Genomic DNA, 20365 nt, shown 5'->3' with positions numbered 1-20365 from the left:
GCGATGAAACATCGCGCCGTAAAGTCGGGTGACAGCGCGCTAAAGATTGTTTATTTTTTGACGGTGAAACAATCATGAGCGGGAGCCGGATGCGACTTTAGCGCTCAACATCAACCAGGAGCGTTTATGTTTTTATCCAGCCTGATGGCCATTGCCGCCGTACTCATTATGGGCGTGATCAGCCCCGGCCCAAGCTTTATTTACGTGGCCCGCAACGCCGTTGCGCGCTCAAGGATGCATGGTCTGGTCACCGCGCTGGGAACCGGGACGGGGGCGGCTATCTTTTCGATTATGGCCATGATGGGGCTGCAAAAAGTGCTGACCGCGGTGCCGGAAATGTTTATTGGCCTGAAGGTCGCGGGCGGCCTCTATCTGCTCTGGCTGGGGTATAAAATCTACCGCGGCGCGGCGCAGCCGATGGATTTTGCGGCAGGCGGCATGGCGGCGGAACATTCCCTGCTGAAAACCTTCCGCGATGGCCTCTATACCCAGCTCAGCAACCCAAAAACGGCGCTGGTGTTCGCCTCTATTTTTACCGCCCTGCTGCCGGAGCGCATCCCGCTGGCCTTTTACTATATCGTGCCGCTGATGAGCTTCCTGATTGACGTCAGCTGGTATTCGCTGGTGGCCCTGGTGCTCTCTTCCGCGCGACCGCGCAGCGTCTACCTGCGCATGAAGCGTAAGATCGATATCGTCACCGCCACCGTGCTGGGCGCGCTCGGCCTGCGCCTGATTGCCACTTCGCTGTCAAAGTAGGCCAGCAACCGTTTAAACGGTATAAATACGAATATCGTGTTCGCTAAACGCGTCGCGATATTCGCGACTGATATTCTCCTCGACCACCAGCACGTCAATGGCGCTGCTTTCGACCACCACAAAGCGCGCCACCGCCGGGATTTTATCCGAGGTCAGGCCGACGATGATTTCGCTGCACTGTTTTATCACCGCTTTTTTAAATTCACAGTCGGCGTAGTCAAAGCCCGTCAGACCGGACTCAGGCGCCATGGCGCAGCCGCCGATAAATCCCTGATCGAAGAGCATGCCCTGAATCTGCGCCACGGCGGAGGCGCCCACGCAGCCGCCGCTGGCCCGCTGGATTTGACCGCCAAGCATCACCACGTCATACAGCGGTTTTTTGAGCAGTACGGCAGCGATCTCGGGAGAATTCGTGACCACCGTTAACGCCAGCTCCGCCGGCAGCGCTTCCGCCATCGCCAGGTTGGTGGTGCCGGTATCGATAAAAATGCAGCCGCCGGGCTTCACCAGCTTTGCGCACTTCTGCGCGATCCTGCTTTTTGTCGCCGTATTTTTCTCTTTGCGCTCGCTATAGTCCCCCGCCTCCGGCAGGGTCATGACCGCGCCGCCGTAGACCTTTTTACAGTACCCTTCGCGGCTAAGTTCATGTAAATCACGGCGAATAGTATGCTCGGAGACGTTAAGGCGGCTGGCGAGTTCGGCGCAAACCACCCTGCCGTTCTCCTGCAGGATCTGGCAAATAAGCGCTTGTCGTTGTTTAGGAAAAGCAGCATAATCGAGCACAAATAACTCCTGATAAAATCTTTATCGAGCAACAAAGTGCATGATCGTGCATTCAGACCCTGACTGTCAATACACCCTATAAAGAGGTTTGCTATGAAAATTGCCCACATCGCCCTATGGACCCGCCAGCTTGAGCAACAGGCCCGCTTTTGGGTGGCCTTCTTCGACGGCGAGATTAATGAGAAGTACTGCAGCCAAACCAACCCGGGCTTTGAGTCCTTTTTTGTCAAGATTGGCGACGGCATTGCCATTGAGCTGATGACCAAGCCGGGGCTTGTCGCGCAGACGGCGGATAACAACCACACCGGCTGGGTACACCTGGCGATTACCGTTGGCGGCGCTGAAAAGGTCAATACGCTGGCAAACCGCGCCGCCGCGCAGGGGATTCTGGTCTCGCCGCCGCGGACCACCGGCGATGGCTATTATGAAGCGGTGATTAAAGACCCCGATGGCAACCTGATTGAAATCGTCGCATAGTATCAGGCACTGACTCAACAGGAGACGCCCGTGGCCAACTATCGCGTAATCGACAAACAAAACTGGCCGCGAAAAGATCATTTTGATTTTTATCGCGGTTTTGCCAACCCCAGCTTTAATCTCTGCGTTCCTGTCGAGGCGCAGCGGCTATATGAGTGCGCGAAAGATCGCGGCGTCTCGTTTTTCCAGCTGGCGCTCTACGCCCTGGTTCGCGCGGCGAACGGGGTGCCGCAGCTGAAACAGCGGCTGCTGGGCGACGATATTATCGAATATGACCAGCTGGCGGTAATGACGCCGGTGATGACCGCCCAGGAAGGCTTTCGCCAGGTCTGGTGCGACAACGCCGCCGATTTTGCCGCCTTCAGCCATGCCGCCACGCCGAACATTGAAGCGGCGAAACATACCGCGCCGGCGCCGCTTATCGTCAACGGCGAGAATTTCTTCTGCGCCAGCTGCCTGCCGTGGCTGCATTTCAGCGCCATCACTCACGCGGAGTATTACGTCGGCGCGGCGGTGCCCGCCCTCACCTGGGGCAAGCTGAAAAACGGCATAATCCCGGTGGCGGGCAAATTCAATCACGCCTTTGTTGACGGCCTGCACGCCAGCCGCTTCTTTGCCCGAGTCGAAGAGGGGTTCGCCGAGCCGGAGACCCTCTGGCAGGCAGAATAAATATCGTCCCTGTCATTCCCCTGCCCCGACCTTTCCCGGGGTGGCTTCCCCTCCCTGCGCTGCTGCAAATCCAACACGCGGGTTGCCTCAGGTTGCAATTGCAGCAGCCCGCGCGCTTTCCACAAAACCTATCTCACTGATTAATAAACATTAAAAATGAAATGTGTTCTGGCATAGCCTTTGCTTTAGCTGTCATATAACCCACAGGAATTATTAACTATTTAGATAGTTATTTTTTGCATATACCGTTTATTGAACCGTGAGATGTGACTATGCCCGACGAAAAACTAACCCTTCGCTATACCCGCCAGACGCCAAAGGCATACGTTATCCGCAGCGATGACGAAGCGATCGCCATCGCCCATGAGATCGCGGCGGTACTGCAGCCCGACGCGGCGCAACGCGATCGCAGCGGCAGCGTGCCGCCGGAGATTATCGATACCTACTCCAACAGCGGCCTGTGGGGGATTACCGTCCCGCGGCAGTGGGGCGGCGCCGAGGTTTCTGCCGCGACGCTGGCTCAGGTGATTGCGATTATTTCCGCCGCCGACCCGTCGCTGGGGCAAATCCCGCAGAACCACTACTGCCTGCTGGAGGATATTCGTCTGCAGGGCAGCGAAGCGCAGCAGGCCTTTTTCTTCGCTCAGGTGCTGAAAGGCTATCGCTTCGCCAATGCCCTTTCTGAGACCGGCGGTAAGACGGTGCTCGATATCCGCACCCGCCTGGAGGCCAGCGATCGCGGTCTGCGCATCACCGGTCGTAAAGGATACTGCACCGGATCGCTCTACGCCCACTGGATCGGCATTCTGGCGCTGGATGCGGAGAATAACGCGCAGCTGGCGTTTGTTCCGCGCGAATCTGCAGGGCTGACGGTCATCGACGACTGGGCCTGCCTCGGCCAGCGCACCACCGCCAGCGGGACGGTCCTGGCGGAGGATCTGGCCGTCGAGCCTTTCCACCTGTTCCCGACGTGGAAATCCTACGCGACGCCAACCCTTGCCGGACCGTTTGCCCAGCTCACCACCGCCGCCATCGATCTGGGGATCGCCCGCGCGGCGCTTAGCGATACGGTAAGCTTTGTCAGCGAATTCGCCCGGCCGTGGATTGATGCCGGCGTTGAGCGCGCCAGCGAAGATCCGCTGACTATCTATCAGATAGGCCAGCTTGACAGCCGCCTGGCGGCCGCCGACGCGCTGCTGGAGCGGGCCGGGAAGGTGCTCGACCGGTATAAATACGATCTGAGCGAGGATAACGTCGCCCAGGCGTCTATCGCCGTGGCGCGCGCCAAGGTCTTTACCACCGAAGCGGCGCTGGAAGCCGCCAGCCGCCTGTTTGAGCTTAGCGGCACTCGCTCGACCAGCATCGCCCTCAATCTTGATCGCCACTGGCGCAACGGGCGCGTCCACACCCTGCACGACCCGGTGCGCTGGAAATATCAGCTGCTGGGCAACTGGGTGCTCAACGGCATTCGTCCGCAACGCCATGACTGGAACTGAGATGAACCGCGCGCTGGCTTTTTTCGCGAATATCGACTGGGGCGACGTGGCGCAGGCCAGCGTCGATACCTTGACCATGCTGGGCTGGTCGCTGGGCTTTACCGTGCTGATTGGCCTGCCGCTGGGGATTGTGCTCTATCTCAGCGGCCAGCCTCGCCTGCTTCACGCGCCGCGCCTCTATCGCCTGCTGTCGCTGGGGGTCAACGTCCTGCGATCGCTGCCGTTTATCATTTTATTGATCGTGATGATCCCGGTGACGACGCTGATTACCGGCACTTCGCTCGGCGTTGAAGGCACCATCCCGCCGCTGGTTGTCGGCTGCGCGCCCTTCTTTGCCCGGCTGGTTGAGACCGCGCTGCGCGAGGTGGAGCACGGCCTGGTGGAGGCCAGCTGGTCGATGGGCGGCAACACCTGGCAGCTTATCTGGCACACCCTGCTGCCGGAGTCGCGCGCCGGGCTGATTGCCGCCGTGACCGTGACCGCGATTTTACTGGTGGATTACACCTCGATGGCCGGGGTCATCGGCGGCGGCGGGCTGGGCGACCTGGCCATCCGCTTTGGCTATCAGCGCTTCCAGACGGACATCATGGCGATTACCGTTCTGCTGCTGATTGCGCTGGTGCAGATAGTACAAATGAGCGGCGATCGTCTGGTGAAGGCGATGAGCCGCAAATAACAATAGCTTCAGGAATAAGACAATGAAAAAAACAATCCTCGCAGCGGGGCTTCTGGCCCTTTTCTCCCTGTCCGCCAGCGCCAATGAGACGCTGACCGTGGGCGCAACGCCGGTCCCCCATGCCGAAATTCTCGAGTTCGTGAAGCCCGAGCTGGCGAAACAGGGGGTCGATCTGAAAATTAAAGTCTTTAACGACTTTATCCAGCCTAACCAGCAGCTGGCGGAGAAAAATCTCGACGCCAACTACTACCAGTACCGCCCTTTCCTTGATAACTACAATCAGACCCGCCATACCCATCTGCTTCCTGTGGTCGGCGTGCATATTGAACCCTTTGGCGCTTATTCGAGTAAATATAAAACGCTCAAAGAGGTACCGGATGGCGCCACCGTTGCCATTCCGAACGATCCGGTGAATACCGGTCGCGCGCTGGTGATGCTCAGCAATGCCGGGCTGATTACCCTGAAAAACCCGCAGGATCCGCAGTCGGCGACCAAAGATATCACCGCTAATCCACACCATTTTAAAATTCGCGAGCTGGAAGGCGCAATGCTGGCGCGGGCGGTGAATCAGGTCGATCTGGCGTTTATCTTCGCCAACTATGCGCTGGAGGCCGGAATTGATACCGACAAGGCGCTGCTGGTGGAAAAAGGCAGCGACCTGTACGTCGAGTATCTGGTGGCGCGTCCCGACAACATCAACGATCCCGGCATTCAGAAGCTGGCGAAAGCCCTGAACTCAGACCGCGTGCGCAGCTTTATTCTCACCCGCTATAAAGGCAAAATTTTGCCCGGTTTTTAATCGCCGGATGTTCATCGGCAGCCTGCGGGCTGCCGCTTAATTTCGTTAACAGAGCCGCTATCGTGACGCAAAAACCCAACGCCACAACGCATATTCAGCTAAGCCAGATAAGTAAAGCCTACCCCAACGGCGTGCAGGCGCTGCGGGATATTAATCTGCAGATCGCGCAGGGAGAAATCTTCGGCATTATCGGGCGCAGCGGCGCCGGAAAATCAACCCTGCTGCGCCTGTTCAACCGCCTGGAAAATGCCGATAGCGGTGAAATTATCATTCACGGCGAGCATACGCGGCACTACTCCCGCAGCCAGCTGCGCGACCTGCGCCGCCGGGTCGCGATGATCTTCCAGCACTTTAATTTGATGGCCACCAAAACGGTGGCGCAGAACGTTGAGCTGCCGCTGAAAATGGCCGGGGTACCGCGAGCGGAGCGGCGGCGACGGGTCGATGAGATCCTGGCGCTGGTCGGCCTCAGCGCCCTGCGCGACAGCTGGCCGGCTAAGCTTTCCGGGGGACAAAAGCAGCGTACCGGCATCGCCCGCGCGCTGGTTACGCAGCCGGAGATCCTGCTGTGCGACGAAGCCACCTCGGCCCTCGACCTGGAAAATACCCTTGCGGTGCTGAAACTGCTAAAAGAGATTAATCAGCGCCTCGGTCTGACCATCGTACTGATCACCCATGAGATGGACGTCATTCGCACCCTCTGCGACCGGGTCGCGGTGCTTGAGCGCGGAGAAATTATCGAACAGGGGGAGGTGTGGCGAGTATTTGGCCATCCCCGGCACGAAGTCACCCAAAGCCTGCTCGGCACGCTGCACCATGACCGCCCGGACGAGCGTCCGCCGCTGAGCGGAAACCAGCAGCTGGTCACGCTGCATTTTGACGGCAGCAGCGGACATGAACCCAACTTACAGCATATCGCCGCGCTGCTGGGCGACGATGCTCGCCTGCTTTACGGCAGCTGCGAGCAGATTCAGGGACGGGTGATTGGCCAGCTGCGGGTACGCCTGGCGACACCGCTGGCAAATCAGCGCTTAGCGCAGCATGCCGGCTGGGTAGCAGACCGCCTGACCTTCTCCGGCGAACCGACAGCAGAGAATGCTGGCGCTTAGCGCAAAAATGACAGATTAATGCTGAATTATTGCTAATGCTAAATCGCTATAAGCCATAGCTTTTCGGTGTTAGACAGTGCGCGGTGCGCCTCTTATCTTTCGTCATGATTTGTAAATATTTTACGCAATTCTTTGATGAGGGAGCACTTTTGTCCAGACTACTGCACGGGTTAAAAACCAAACAGACGCGGTTCGCGCTTGCTCTGAAAATCGCGTTGCTCGGCGGCGCGGTGGCATTTTCTTCGGTCGCCATCGCCGACGACATTTTAAAAGAAGGGATCACCCCGGCCAGCGATGCCAGCCAGATCCCCGCCGCCGCGAAGCTGCGCAAAGATACCGTCGTGGCCGGCATCTCCGAGCCGCAGGGCATTTTTAACCCCTACTTCTTCGTCAACGGCTGGGATGAGAACGTCACCAACGTGATTTTCTCTCGCCTGATCGACTGGGACAGCCACGGCAATCTGGTGCCGGGCCTCGCCGAAAGCTGGACGGTGAGTCCGGATAACAAGGTCTACACCATCAAGCTGCGCCCCAACCTGACCTTTAGCGACGGTTCGCCGCTGACCGCCGACGATGTCGCCTTTACCCTTACCGTGCTGCTGGATCCGAAATACGACGGCGATACCGATATCACGCTCGCCAATATTGCCGGCGGCGCGGAGTACAAAGCGGCGAAAGCCGATAGCGTCAGCGGTCTGAAAGTGCTTGACGCCTTAACGCTGCAGGTGACCACCACCCAGCCGGGCGCGACGACGCTGGCAAAAATTGGCGGCCCGGTCCTATCCAAAGCCTATTACGGCAAAGGCTACCAGCGCGGCAACCTCGACTATCTGCGCACCCTGCACGGCAAACCGCTGGGCAACGGTCCCTACGTTTACGACAAATACATCCCCGGCCAGGAGATTCGTTTCCACGCCAACAGCCATTTTTATCGCGGTACGCCGCCCACCCCGCGCTTTATCTATCGCGTGACCAACCCGTCAACCAACTTCCAGCTCTTCCAGACGGGCGAAACCGACTACGACGCCTTTACCTCGCGTCCTGACGATATCGAACAGCTGAAAATGCTCGGCTTTGCCAACATCAACCTTTACGGCTCCAGCGACTACAGCCAGGTGGAATTTAACGTCCGCCGCCCGGCGCTGAAGGACGTGAAGGTACGCCAGGCGCTGATTTACGGCCTCGACCGCCAGAAGCTGATTGATGTGGTCTACCAGGGCTACGGCAAGGTGGCGATTGAGCCTATCGCGCCGATCTCCTGGGCCTGGAACGCCGACGGGGTAAACCCGTATCACTATGACCCGGCGCAGGCGAAAAAGCTGCTTGACGAAGCCGGCTGGAAACCGGGGCCGGACGGTATCCGCGTTAAAGAGGGCAAACGCCTGGAGTTAACGCTGCTGGTGAGCAAGAAAGTGCTCAACGATGCGCTGATCCCCATCGCCAAAGAGAACTGGCAGCAGATTGGCGTCCTGTTAAAACCGCAGGTCGTCGATTTCAACGCCCTGATGGCGCAGCGTAAGTCGGGTAATTACGATCTGGCGTCGTTCAGCACCAGCACCCTTAACGACCCGCATGATGGCGTGTGGGATTTTTACAGCGCGGAAGCGAAAGAGTCCGGCTATAACAACCCGCAGGTCGATAAGCTGATTACCGAAGGTAACTCGGTGCTCGACGTCGAGAAACGTAAGCCTATCTACCACCAGCTGTATCAGGTACTGGCGCAGGACCCGCCGGTGATCCTTCTCGGCTACCGTGAAATTCTCTCGGCGAGCAGCGCCCGGGTCACCGGCTTCAAACCGGATATCTACAACGGCCTGACCGGCAGCCTGCCGGATGTCAAAATCGTTAAGTAAATCCCCGGCCGCCGGGATGACCGGCGGCTGACGTGAGAATGTCATGAGAAATTTCATCCTGAGACGGCTGCTGCAAACGCTGCCGATGCTGCTGCTGGCCTCCTTTATTATCTTTATGCTGTTTGCCAAAACGCCGGGCGATTTTATCGACGGCAATATCACCCTCACCGCCGCCCGCGCCGCCGAACTGAAAGCCATTTACGGCCTGGATCAACCGCTGCTCACCCGCTATATCCACTGGCTCGGCCAGCTGCTGCGCGGCGATCTCGGGTTTTCGCTGCAGTACCAGATCCCGGTCAGCCAGCTGCTCAACCAGTACATCTGGAACTCTTTCCTGCTGGCCAGCGTGGCGCTGGTATTTTACTGGGGAATTGGCCTGACGGTGGGCGTGGTCTCAGCGCTGAAGCCCAATTCTGCGTTCGATCATCTGGTGAGCGTCGCGGTGTTCGCCGCCATGTCGTTCCCGACCTTTTTTCTCTGTCTGCTGCTCATCAAGTGGTTCGCCGTCGACCTGCACTGGCTGCCGGTGGGCGGCATGACCAATACCGGCAGCGACGATCGCGGCTGGGAGTATGTGCTGCAGGTCGCCGCCCATCTGGTGCTGCCGGTACTGGCGCTGGTGATGCTCCAGGCGGGCAGCCTGACCCGCTATTTTCGCGCCAGCATGCTCGACGTGGTGAAAATGGATTTTATCCGCACCGCCCGCGCGAAAGGGCTGCGCGAACGCACGGTTATCCTCAAGCACGCCCTGCGTAACGCCCTGCTGCCGATCATCACCCTGCTCGGCTTCGAGCTGCCGGGGCTGTTCTCCGGGGCGATCATTACCGAAAAAGTGTTTAACTGGCCGGGGGCCGGGCATATTCATATCGATTCGCTGGCCGCCCGCGACTACCCGGTGTTAATGGGCTTTACCCTGTTTCTGGCGGTGCTGACCATTCTTGGCAACCTGATTGCCGATGTGCTTTACGCGTGGGTCGACCCGCGCATTCGCGTGAGGTCCTGATGCTCAGCTCTCTGTTTTCTGCTAACCGACGCCTGCGCAAGGCGGAAATCCCGGCGCTGGCGCAGGTGACCCCATCCCCCTGGCGTCAGGCCTGGCAGGCGCTGCGCCGCAATCGCCTGGCGATGCTGTGCCTGCTGCTGCTGGTCATCATGGCCCTCTGGTGCATACTGGGGCCGCTGTGGTCGCCGTGGAAAGACGATGCCACCGACGCGCTGATGATTAACAGGCCGCCCGGCGCGGAACACTGGCTGGGTACCGACTTTCTCGGTCGCGATATTTACACCCGCCTGCTGCTGGCCGGGCGCATTTCGCTGATTATCGGCCTGCTGACCATGCTGCTGTCGGTCACCCTTGGCTATCTGCTCGGCGCGCTGTCGGGCTACGCCGGCGGCCTGACCGATAAACTTATTATGCGTTTTGCCGATCTGGTGATGACTATCCCCGGCCTGCCGCTGCTGATTGTCGCGGGCGCGATGCTCTCGGAGCTCGATTTCTCACCGGACTCACGCATCTATATGGTGGTGATTATGCTGAGCCTGCTGGAGTGGCCGAAGCTGGCGCGTCTGGTACGCGGGCAGTGCCTCTCCCTGCGCGAGCGCGACTTTATGCTGGCAACCCAGGTGCTGGGACTGTCGGCGCGACGCCGTCTGTTTGGTCATCTGCTGCCGAATACGGTACCGATTCTGGTGGTCATGGCGACCATGGCGGTGGCGAACGCCATCCTCAGCGAGTCGGCGCTCAGCTACCTCGGGCTTGGCGTGGTACCGCCGACGCCATCGTGGGGCAATATGATGGACGCCGCCAATAGCCTGATCGACTTTCAGCGCCGGCCCTGGCTGTGGATGCCGCCGGGGATCGCCATTTTTATCACCGTCATCGCCATTAACGTGCTGGGCGACGGCCTGCGCGACGCCATGGACCCTAAAATGAAACAGAGGCTGAAATGAGTCGCGCATTAATCACCTTTAATCAGCTTTCGGTCTCTTTTGCCGCCGACAAAAACCGGGTACGCGCGGTACAGGATGTGTCGTTCACTATTCGCGCCGGGCAGACCGTTGGCGTGGTCGGCGAATCCGGCTGCGGCAAAAGCGTCACCGCCATGTCGTTAATGGGTCTGCTGCCACCGCAGGCGGCGCGCATTGACGGCGGGGAAATTCTTTTTGAGGGCCAGGACCTGCTGCGACTGAAAAACGCCCGTATGGCCGACCTGCGCGGCAATCAGCTGGCGATGATTTTTCAGGAGCCGATGACCGCCCTGAATCCGGTACTCACCGTCGGCGAGCAGCTCTGCGAACCGCTGATTCGCCACCGCGGCGAGCCGCCGAAGGCCGCATGGCGGCACGCTACCCAGCGCCTGACGGATGTCGGGCTGGCGCGCGCGGAGAGCCTGATGGCCAGCTATCCTCATCAGCTTTCCGGCGGCATGCTGCAGCGGGTGATGATTGCCATGGCGCTGAGCTGCCAGCCGAAGCTGCTGATTGCCGATGAGCCGACAACCGCCCTGGACGTCACCGTGCAGGCGCAGATCCTGCGCCTGCTGCGCGACCAGGCGCGGGCCAACCGGATGGCGATGATGCTGATTACCCACGATCTCGGGGTTATCGCGCAGATGGCCGAGCACGTTGTGGTGATGTACGCCGGGCGTATCGTCGAGCAGGGCGCGACCGCCGCGATTCTGCGTCACCCGCAGCATCCCTATACCCAGGGGCTGATTGCCTCGCGGCCGGTGCCGGGGGCGCGGCGCCGACGCCTCTATTCAATCCCCGGCCAGGTGCCGGACCTCGCCGCCCTTCCCGCTGGATGCGCCTTCGCCGAGCGCTGCGCAAAAGCCACCGCGCGCTGCCGACAGAGCATTCCGCCGCTGTCAGGGCAAGACCGGCAGGCCGCCTGCTTTTACAGTGAACTTTCGGAGTCCGTGACATGAGTCATGAATACGTGATTGAAGTGGATGGGCTGAAAAAACACTTCCCGCTGCGCGATGGGCTGTTCGGTCAGCAGACCGGTGTACTGCGGGCGGTGGATGGCGTGAGCTTTAAGATTCGCCGGGGAACGATTTTTGGTCTGGTGGGCGAATCCGGCAGCGGGAAAACCACCGTTGGCCGTACGCTACTGGGGCTGTATGAGAAGACCGCCGGCAGCGTCAAGTTTCGCGGTCAGGAACTTGCCGAACTGCCGCCGCGGGCAATGCGCGCGCTGCGGCCTAAAATCCAGCTGGTGTTTCAGGACCCCTACAGTTCGTTAAACCCGCGCATTCGCATCGGCGACGCCATTGGCGAAGCGATGCTGGAGCACAAGCTCTGTCGCCGGGCGGAGCTGTATGACAAAACCCTTGAGGTGATGCGCATCTGCGGGCTGGCGCCGCAGCATTACAACCGCTTCCCGCACGAGTTTTCCGGCGGCCAGCGTCAGCGCATCGGCATTGCCCGGGCGCTGATCTTAAACCCGGATTTTATTATTGCCGATGAGCCGATTTCGGCCCTCGATGTGTCGATTCAGGCGCAGATTATTAATCTGTTTTCCGATCTGCGCGACGATCATGGGGTGACGTTTTTGTTTATCTCCCACGATCTCGGGGTGGTAGAACATCTCTGCGATGACGTGGCGGTGATGTATCTCGGGCAACTGGTGGAGACTGCCAGCCGCGATGCGCTATTCAGCCGGCCTTTGCATCCCTACACCCGGGCGCTGCTGGCGGCGGTACCGACCCTCGATCCGGACAGCGAGCCGGTCGCGGTGGTACAAGGTGAAATTCCCGACCCGTCCCGGCCGCTTTCCGGCTGTCGCTTTTCCTCCCGCTGCCCGCAGGCCAGCGACCGCTGCCGTCGCGATATTCCACTATTAAGGGAGGTCGCCGACGGCCACCACGTCGCCTGTCACGCGGTTTAGCGCCGGCCAGGCTTCGGACCATAAAAAAACCGCCCACAGGGGGCGGTTACTTGCGCAAGAGCGAAACGGCTGCGGCTACTCTTCCAGCGCGAAGGCAATAATATCATCGCCCACGTCCGGCGAGTGGCTGGCGCCCCCGGCGGAGATCACCACGTACTCTTTACCGCTTTTCGGTGATTTATAGATCAGCGGCGCCGCCACTGCCCCAACCGGCAGACGAGCGCGCCACAGCTCTTTACCGGTGGCGGAATCCAGCGCGCGCAGGTAGTTATCCTGAGTTCCCGCGAAGAACACCAGTCCGGAAGCGGTTGACGTCGGGCCGCCCAGCGTCGGCATACCCAGCGGGATATGCATGTGCGTTTTCAGCCCCAGCGGACCGGTATCCTCCACCGACCCCATCGGCACCTGCCACAACAGCTGGCGAGTGTTGAGGTCAATGGCGCTCATGGTGCCAAACGGCGGGGTATTACAGGGAACGCCCAGCGCCGACTGCAAAATATCGATCCGCACGCCGCCGTATGGCCCGGCAATTTGCGGCCGCACGGTTCCCATAAAGCCGGGCACCTCGTCGGTGGAGACTTTATATTTCGCCATATCCTCTTTGCGCACCAGCGACATTCTCAACGGCATCCGCATATCGTTGACGAACAGCGTTCCTGTGCGCTCATCGATAGTGATACCGCCCCAGTTCATGCCGCCCAGCAGGCTTGGCCACTCGATGTACGGCTTCTCTGACGGCGGCGTGTACATGCCCAGATAAGTCGACGCTTTGAAGTCGATACGGCACATCAGCTGATCGAACGGCGTCACGCCCCACATCGATTTCTCGGTGAGCGGCTCGACGCCCAGCTGCGGCATGCCGGTGGAGAAAGGCTGGGTGGCGGAGAGATGCTCGCCTTCCGCGCCATCATGGGCGACAGGCTGCTCTTCCACGCGGGTCACCGGCTTACCGGTACGCCGGTCGAGTACGTAAATCTGCCCGGTTTTGGTGGTCTGGATCAGAACCGGAACCTCTTCGCCCCGCTCGTTTTTCATATGGAACAGTACCGGCTGCGACGGCAGGTCATAGTCCCAGATATCATGATGCACGGTCTGGAAGACCCACTTCGTCTCGCCGGTGCTGGCGTCCACCGCCACCACGGAAGATCCGTATTTCTCTTTGGCCGCGTTGCGATCGCCGCCCCAGTAGTCCGGCGGACCGTTACCGGTCGGCAGATAAATCAGGTTCAGCTCTTTGTCAAAGCCCGGCACCGTCCAGACGTTCGGCGTTTCGAGGGTATAGACGCGACCTTTTACCGGGTCGGTAACGTTTTCCGGCTGGCCGACGTCCCACGCCCACACCACGTTTCCGTTACGTACGTCAAACGCGCGTACCACCCCGGACGGTTCACCGTGCACGATATCGCGCACCCAGCCGCCGAGCACCGCAATATGCCCCATAATCACCGGCGTTGAGGTCGGGTGGTAGCGTTTGCTGTTTTCGGTATTGTCCATACCCTGTTTCAGATCGACGCTACCGTGATCGCCGAAGTCATCGCACAGTTCGCCGGTTTTGGCGTTCAGGGCGATCAAACGGGCGTCGACGGTAGACACCAGGATACGCTGCGGGCACTGCTGCAGCGCCGGGCTGGCCTTCTCTTCTGCGCTCAGCGAATCATCGCTTTGTACATCGTAATAGCCGACCCCGCGACAGGTGACGTGTTCGGCGGTACTTGCGTGCGGGTCAAAACGCCAGCGCGCTTTCCCGGTATCCGCATCCAGCGCCGTAACCACGTTCAGCGGCGTACAGGAGTACAGCGTGTCGCCAATTTGCAGCGGGGTATTTTCATCGACGCCAATCCCGGCGCCGGTTAGCCGGCGGCCGGTGTGATACGTCCAGGCGACTTTCAGGTTTTTGACGTTTTGCGGCGTGATCTCATCGTACGGCGCAAAACGGGTGCCGGAGGCATCGCGGCCGAAGAACGCCCAGTTATCGCTTTTGGCAGCCAGGGTCGGCGTGCTGTCGTCGCTCGCTTTCACCACGCCGTGATGAATACCGCCGTGCGGGTAGAAGGTGGAAACCAGCGTCGCCAGCAGCAGGAGGAAAATCGCCGAGGCGCTCCAGTTGGCGTAGCGTCTGCGCGCAGGCGGGATCGGCAGCGTCGCCGCCAGCCACAGCGCCAGCATCAGCATCAGCGCGGGAACGACCAGCCGGGGGATCAGGCCCCAATAGCTGAGCTGCACTTCATACAGCGCCCAGCAAAGGGTCAACAGGAAAGTCAGAATGGCAAAAGGCAGGACATAGCGGCTGCGGACAAGATAGCCGACGGCGATAAGCAGATAAGCGAGACCGGCTAACAGATACCAGGCGCTGCCGCCGAGAGAGAAGAGTTTGCCCCCCAGATAGTGAAAAAGAGTCCAGTGCCAAAGCTCAGTAATGCAAAAAGTACCCGGTAAACGGTAAAGAACAGGCCCCTACCGCTACCTTGTTGTTCGTCCATATTTCATCCCATACGACGTCAGTCGAAAAAACCAAAACATCTCATATAAACAGCGCGTTATCAGACCAAGAAAAGCGCATACCGCATATCATGTTGGTTGGACGCTCTCGGACAGAGCGAAGAACGTAAGGAATTATATGTATTTGTAAAAATAATGTAAAACTATCAGGCATTAAATGTTTAAAATTTTTTAATTTATAAAAGTAAGTTGAACGAATGATGGGTTATAACGAAAGCCGCAAAGCCCGCGTTGCATCCGCTGTTAAGCCCGTTTCGATCCAGGCGAATCAGTCCGATCGTCTTGCTATCCTCCCCCCGCTGTTTAATCATACCCGGCGCGTTCATTTGACCGCTTACATCGGGCGAAGCCATTCGCCTTGACACCTGAAGGGGAAAAATTTCATGGCTGTTCAGGAGAGTAAACATGAATAAACGAAAATATCTCACCGAAACTGAGATAAAAAAAATCATCAACGAGGCGTATAAGGGAGCGAACCCGGAGAGGGATCGTTGTTTAATCTGGATGTGCTTCATTCACGGCTGCCGCGTCAGCGAAATTCGCCACTGGCGGCTATCTGACCTTGACTTGCATAACCACTCAATTTACGTCAAACGGCTTAAAAATGGGTTTTCCACCACGCATCCTCTCTTTTCCAGCGAGATGACGTTTATCCGTGAATGGCTGTCGGCGCGTAAAAACTATCGCAACAGCGACAGCGACTGGCTATTTCTTTCGCAAAAAGGAACGCCGCTATCGCGTCAGCGGATCCACGTATTGATTAGCCACTATAGCCAAAGTGCGGGTTTAAGGATTGCGGCCCATCCGCATATGCTGCGCCACGCCTGCGGTTTTTCGCTGGCCGATAAGGGCATGGATACCCGGCTAATTCAGGATTATCTCGGTCACAGAAATATTCAGCATACGGTGCTTTATACTGCGAGCAATGCTGCAAGATTTAAAAATATATGGTGACGCGATAACCAATATATTTCTTACTTGACATAATGTATCAGATTGTCACTAACATAATAAATCACCAATAACCTGTCAACCCGTAAGGTTTTTCGCATCTCGAAAAATTAAAAACATTAATTATCAATAGATTAGAAACTAACGCGCATTTTCCAGCAACCCCGGACCTCAGACGTCAGCCTCCGAAACACCAGATTATTTACCATCCAATCCTGAATTTATGGTTTTTAATATTGCAAAAATCGCCATCCCTGGCATCTACATCTAAAAAATCAACAAACAAAATAGATAAAACTAAACATGACACTTTGATACAAAATGTCTTCTGCAGAAATAAACCTCAGCGTCACTGAATCTATTTCAGCACGACATCTGGCTATCAGATTAATAAAGGCTCATGAGAAATTTATTTCTGTGAGGCTATTACCTTTCTATATTGCCTATAAGGACTACCTTATGAACAAGAGTCTTATTGCTGTTGGTCTGTTAGCCGGTGTCATGTCCGCCTCCGTATTCGCGGATGATGGCCGTATTAATTTTTACGGTTCCATCACCGATAGCGCCTGTACCGTGATCAATAATATGACCAACCCGCTGTCGGTTATGATGGGGAATGTCTCCAGCAAGGCCTTCACCGGCGCGGGCTCCACGGCCTCGGCGACCAAATTTATTATTGCCCTGAAAGATTGCCCGAAATCCGCTAAGTCGGCCACGGTAAAATTCGACGGCACGGCGGATAGCAGCGTCGGCACTATTCTGGCGCTCACCCAAGAGCCTGGCGTGGCACAGGGCGTCGGGATCCAGTTAATGGATAATAAAAACGTCGTCGTCCCATTATATACCGCCTCGTCCGCTTACCCGCTACAGCCGGGCGAAAATAGTCTCGCTTTCGTCGCCCGCTATTATGCGACATCAAGCACCGTAAACGCAGGGTTCGCTAACTCTACCAGCACATTTACCCTCAATTACAACTAACGGATATTTCGTCGGCGTATTTCTGTTGCGCTGGCGTTATTTCCGCGGACCGGCAGCGGCCGGTCCGTCCCTTTTCGTATTTGTGGAGTCAATAGCTATCATGCATAAAGGATATAGAATATTTCCCCTTCTCCTCCTGGTGCTGGCGAGCGAATTAGCGGCGGCGACAGAAAGCGGCGGCGTCACAATTGGCGGCACGCGACTGATTTTTGATGGCGGCAAAAAAGAGGCCTCTTTAAGCGTCAGCAATTCGGATACCGGCCCATATCTGATCCAGTCGTGGGTGGAGCCGCGCAATAACGATCCGGCCAGGCCGCCGTTTATTATTACCCCGCCGCTGTTCCGCCTCGACGGCAATCAGCAAAACCTGCTGCGGATCGTCAATACCGGCGGCCAGCTCCCTACCGATCGCGAGTCGCTTTATTGGCTAAACGTCAAAGCTATTCCGACAAATACCGCCCCGGAAGACGCGAACACGTTGCAAATCGCCGTAAGAACGCGCCTCAAGCTTATTTATCGTCCCAAAACGCTGAAGGGTATCCCGGAAGAGGTGACCCATAAGCTGAAATGGAGCCTGACGGGCAGCAGGCTAACGGTATCGAATCCGACGCCGTTTTACATGAATTTCAACGAGGTCACGGTGGGCAATCATCCCATTACCGAAGCCACCTTTGTCGCACCAATGAGCTCAGCCACGTTTGCTACCCCTGGCAAGGTGACCGGCCTGGTGTCATGGAAAATCATTAGCGACTTTGGCGGCGTGGGAAAAAGCCACACGCAGGTTCGCTAACCCGCCGCTGCCGACGGTTTGCGCTGCGGCGATTTGCCGTCAGCTAAGGAGCATTTCAGGATGAACAAAAGAACCTCAAGCGACTCGCCCTTGAATTTAGCTTACCTTATCGCCACCCAGATTGCCCTGATTGTGGGGATAAGCCCCTCAGCTAACGCCCGGGAACGGTTCAACCCCGCCCATCTGGAAACCGGCGCAGGCGGGCTGGCCACCACCGATCTCTCCGCCTTCGAGGAGCATGGCGGGCAGCAGCCCGGACGCTACAGGGTGGATATTTATGTCAATGACAGCAAGGTGGATACCCGGGACGTTGAGTTCCGCATACAGCAAAACGCGCAGGGACAGAACACATTACAGCCCTGCCTGTCCCTGAACGATTTGGCCTCATGGGGCGTCATGATCCAGCGTTATCCGACGTTAGGCCAGCCCGATGCCAGCTGCGCAAGGCTGTCGGCGATTCCTCAGGCCAGCGCCGACTTTCGTTTCTCGCACCAGCAGCTGCTGTTAAGTTTTCCCCAATCTTCCCTTACCAACGCCGCGCGCGGCTGGGTCGATCCGGCGCGGTGGGATGACGGCATTCCGGCGGCGCTGGTCAATTACAGCGTCAGCGGCGCCAACAACCGGGACAAAAAAGGCGGCGGCGGCGGCGGAAACGCGCAGTACATTAATTTACGCCCCGGTCTTAATATCGGTCCCTGGCGATTGCGTAATTACACCACCTGGAACCGCAACAGCCAGAACGGTGAAAGCGGCACCTCAACAAAATGGGATACCGTTTATACCTACGCCCAGCGCGATATACGCTCGCTGAAGAGCCGACTGACGCTGGGCGATAGCACCACGCCTTCCGATATTTTCGACAGTATTCCGTTTCGCGGCGGCCAGCTGGCGTCTGACGACGATATGCTGCCGGAGAGCCTGCGCGGCTATGCCCCCGTAGTGCGGGGGATCGCCCGTACCCATGCCCAGGTCACGATCCGACAAAACGGATACATCATTTATCAGACCTACGTTTCGCCCGGCAGCTTCGAAATCACCGATATGTACCCCACCGGCGGTTCCGGGGATCTGTACGTCACCATCAAAGAGTCTGACGGCAGCGAACAATTCCTCGTGGTGCCCTACGCCTCGGTCCCGGTGCTGCAGCGCGAAGGCCGGTTAAAATACGCCATGACCACCGGCGTTTACCGCGCCTATGACAACGGCATTGATAAAGCCCCGTTGGCCGCCGGCACGGCGATTTATGGCCTTCCCGCCGGCTACACCGTATACGGCGGCGGCCAGTTCAGTAACAGATACCAGGCGTTAGCGTTGGGCATAGGTAAAAACCTGGGCTCCATTGGCGCCCTATCCACCGATATCACCCAGGCCTGGTCGCAGCAAAAAAATCGACCGCGAGAAGAAGGCCAATCCTGGCGTATTCGCTACAGCAAAAACCTGGTGCAGACCGGGACTAACTTCACCTTCGCTGGCTATCGCTATGCCACCAGCGGCTACTGGGATATGCAGGACGTTCTTAATACCTGGCGCGATGGGCGGCGCTACGTGATGCCGGAACGCAGGCGCAACCGCGCCGAGTTAACCGTCAGCCAGAACCTGTTTCAGATACCAGGCAACCTCGCGCTTAGCGCCATCGTGGAAGACTATTGGGATACAAACAAACGCATGGAGTCATATAGCGCGAGCTACAACGGTTCGTATAAAGGCATCAGTTTCGGTCTGAGCTACAGCTATAACATTCACTCTGCAGAACGCTACGGCCAGCGCTCCGGGCGCATCTACGACCGCGATGGGCTGTTTGCGCTCACCATGAGTATTCCTCTGGAGAAATTATTCGGCGGCCATCCCACCTACGTCAGCTACATGATGAATACCAGTAAGCAGGGGAATACCACCAATAATCTGAGCCTGGGCGGTACCTTATTGGCCGATAACAATCTGAGCTGGAGCGTCATGCAGGGCTATGGTTCTCAGGGCCAGGGAAGCAATAGCGGGATTAATGCCGACTGGCGCGCCTCTTACGCCGAGACCCTCGTCGGCTACGCCCGCGATCGCTACAGCGAACGCGTTAACTATGGCTTGCAGGGCGGGATCGTGGCGCATCGCAACGGCCTCACCTTTAGCCAGCCCCTCGGCGAAACGATGGCGCTGATCGCCGCGCCCGGCGCACAAAACGTAGCGGTGCTTGGGCAGTCAGGCGTCAAAACCGATCGCTTCGGCTACACCGTCGTCCCCTACCTCAGCCCCTATCGCAAAAACGATCTCACGCTGAATACCGAAACCCTGGCCGATGATGCCGAACTGGCGCTGGCAACGCAGACGGTCATCCCCACGCGCGGCGCGCTGGTGAAGGCCAGCTATGAAACCAGCCTCGGTAAACGGGTCCTGATGACCCTGAGAAAACGCAACGGCGCGTCGGTACCGTTCGGCGCAACGGTTATCGATCCCGCCTCCCCGACGCCAAAAAGCTTCATCGTAGGCGATGGAGGACAGGTTTATCTGACGGGGCTAAAAGACGCGGGTCAGCTGGAGGTTAGCTGGAGTCACGACCCTGATGGCCGGTGCAGAGTGAATTACAGCCTGACGCAAAGCGCCAGCGGGATCATCAACCTTAATGCACAGTGTTTATAGCAGGAGCAT

General features: G+C 58.0%; 17 protein-coding genes and 1 pseudogene. 16 read left to right on the top strand and 2 right to left on the bottom strand.

The features are described 5' to 3' along the window. Nucleotides 1-126: 126 nt before the first annotated feature. Complete coding sequence (locus tag ABLU67_RS12575) at nucleotides 127-756, top strand: LysE family transporter (protein ID WP_014229623.1); 630 nt, start codon at nucleotides 127-129, stop codon at nucleotides 754-756. A 12-nt stretch (nucleotides 757-768) separates the two neighbouring features. Here the strand turns inward: ABLU67_RS12575 and ABLU67_RS12570 are convergent, their stop codons facing one another. After that, nucleotides 769-1539 carry a DeoR/GlpR family DNA-binding transcription regulator gene (locus ABLU67_RS12570; protein WP_004851588.1) on the bottom strand — a complete coding sequence of 257 codons (771 nt, stop codon included), beginning with the start codon at nucleotides 1537-1539 and terminating at the stop codon, nucleotides 769-771. A 93-nt stretch (nucleotides 1540-1632) separates the two neighbouring features. On the opposite strand from ABLU67_RS12570, the gene ABLU67_RS12565 reads away from it, so the two are divergent. The 11 genes from ABLU67_RS12565 (at nucleotide 1633) to ABLU67_RS12515 (ending at nucleotide 12507) form a co-directional block, all read left to right on the top strand. Next, on the top strand, nucleotides 1633-2016 hold the full coding sequence (locus ABLU67_RS12565; protein WP_048262238.1) for a VOC family protein: 384 nt from the start codon (nucleotides 1633-1635) through the stop codon (nucleotides 2014-2016). 30 nt (nucleotides 2017-2046) lie between these two features. After that, entirely contained in the window at nucleotides 2047-2685 is a 639-nt protein-coding gene (locus ABLU67_RS12560) for a CatA-like O-acetyltransferase, family 1 (RefSeq protein ID WP_025105858.1), read from the top strand. A 272-nt stretch (nucleotides 2686-2957) separates the two neighbouring features. Beyond that, nucleotides 2958-4181 carry an SfnB family sulfur acquisition oxidoreductase gene (locus ABLU67_RS12555; RefSeq protein ID WP_047723712.1) on the top strand — a complete coding sequence of 408 codons (1224 nt, stop codon included), beginning with the start codon at nucleotides 2958-2960 and terminating at the stop codon, nucleotides 4179-4181. Nucleotide 4182: 1 nt separating this feature from the next. After that, a complete protein-coding gene (locus ABLU67_RS12550) occupies nucleotides 4183-4857 on the top strand; it encodes a methionine ABC transporter permease (protein WP_046878497.1) in 675 nt (224 codons plus the stop codon). A 22-nt stretch (nucleotides 4858-4879) separates the two neighbouring features. Further along, complete coding sequence (locus tag ABLU67_RS12545; RefSeq protein ID WP_046878498.1) at nucleotides 4880-5656, top strand: MetQ/NlpA family ABC transporter substrate-binding protein; 777 nt, start codon at nucleotides 4880-4882, stop codon at nucleotides 5654-5656. Nucleotides 5657-5718: 62 nt separating this feature from the next. Beyond that, nucleotides 5719-6765 (top strand): ATP-binding cassette domain-containing protein, encoded by a 1047-nt coding sequence (locus ABLU67_RS12540; RefSeq protein ID WP_348852318.1) that lies wholly within the window; start codon nucleotides 5719-5721, stop codon nucleotides 6763-6765. Nucleotides 6766-6914: 149 nt separating this feature from the next. Beyond that, entirely contained in the window at nucleotides 6915-8618 is a 1704-nt protein-coding gene (locus tag ABLU67_RS12535; protein WP_102803299.1) for an ABC transporter substrate-binding protein, read from the top strand. Nucleotides 8619-8661: 43 nt separating this feature from the next. Then, complete coding sequence (locus ABLU67_RS12530; RefSeq protein WP_049083734.1) at nucleotides 8662-9621, top strand: ABC transporter permease; 960 nt, start codon at nucleotides 8662-8664, stop codon at nucleotides 9619-9621. Then, nucleotides 9618-10568 (top strand): oligopeptide ABC transporter permease, encoded by a 951-nt coding sequence (gene opp4C / locus ABLU67_RS12525; RefSeq protein ID WP_102076002.1) that lies wholly within the window; start codon nucleotides 9618-9620, stop codon nucleotides 10566-10568. The genes ABLU67_RS12530 and opp4C overlap by 4 nt, the downstream gene beginning before the upstream one ends. Continuing rightward, nucleotides 10565-11545, top strand: a complete 981-nt coding sequence (locus ABLU67_RS12520; protein ID WP_049083735.1) for an ABC transporter ATP-binding protein — start codon at nucleotides 10565-10567, stop codon at nucleotides 11543-11545. The genes opp4C and ABLU67_RS12520 overlap by 4 nt, the downstream gene beginning before the upstream one ends. Next, a complete protein-coding gene (locus ABLU67_RS12515) occupies nucleotides 11542-12507 on the top strand; it encodes an oligopeptide/dipeptide ABC transporter ATP-binding protein (RefSeq protein ID WP_064377220.1) in 966 nt (321 codons plus the stop codon). The genes ABLU67_RS12520 and ABLU67_RS12515 overlap by 4 nt, the downstream gene beginning before the upstream one ends. Before the next feature lie 75 nt (nucleotides 12508-12582). Here ABLU67_RS12515 and ABLU67_RS12510 read toward each other — a convergent pair. Next, nucleotides 12583-14987 (bottom strand): annotated as a pseudogene (locus ABLU67_RS12510) (membrane-bound PQQ-dependent dehydrogenase, glucose/quinate/shikimate family). Between the two features lie 424 nt (nucleotides 14988-15411). Between ABLU67_RS12510 and ABLU67_RS12505 the strand changes: the two are divergent. The 4 genes from ABLU67_RS12505 (at nucleotide 15412) to ABLU67_RS12490 (ending at nucleotide 20356) form a co-directional block, all read left to right on the top strand. After that, on the top strand, nucleotides 15412-15960 hold the full coding sequence (locus ABLU67_RS12505) for a tyrosine-type DNA invertase (RefSeq protein WP_025105869.1): 549 nt from the start codon (nucleotides 15412-15414) through the stop codon (nucleotides 15958-15960). A 456-nt stretch (nucleotides 15961-16416) separates the two neighbouring features. Then, nucleotides 16417-16935, top strand: a complete 519-nt coding sequence (locus tag ABLU67_RS12500) for a fimbrial protein (protein ID WP_064374877.1) — start codon at nucleotides 16417-16419, stop codon at nucleotides 16933-16935. 100 nt (nucleotides 16936-17035) lie between these two features. Continuing rightward, the gene (locus ABLU67_RS12495; protein WP_025105871.1) at nucleotides 17036-17725 is read left to right on the top strand and encodes a fimbria/pilus periplasmic chaperone; all 690 of its coding nucleotides are present in this window, start codon (nucleotides 17036-17038) and stop codon (nucleotides 17723-17725) included. Nucleotides 17726-17785: 60 nt separating this feature from the next. After that, entirely contained in the window at nucleotides 17786-20356 is a 2571-nt protein-coding gene (locus ABLU67_RS12490) for a fimbria/pilus outer membrane usher protein (RefSeq protein ID WP_048262250.1), read from the top strand. The last annotated feature ends 9 nt before the right edge of the window (nucleotides 20357-20365 follow it).

It is taken from the genome of Klebsiella sp. GN_Kp190 (genome assembly GCF_040061795.1).
In the GTDB taxonomy this organism is placed as follows: domain Bacteria; phylum Pseudomonadota; class Gammaproteobacteria; order Enterobacterales; family Enterobacteriaceae; genus Klebsiella; species Klebsiella michiganensis.
Note: the sequence above shows the minus strand (reverse complement) of the source record. Positions and strands in the feature narration are given on the sequence as shown.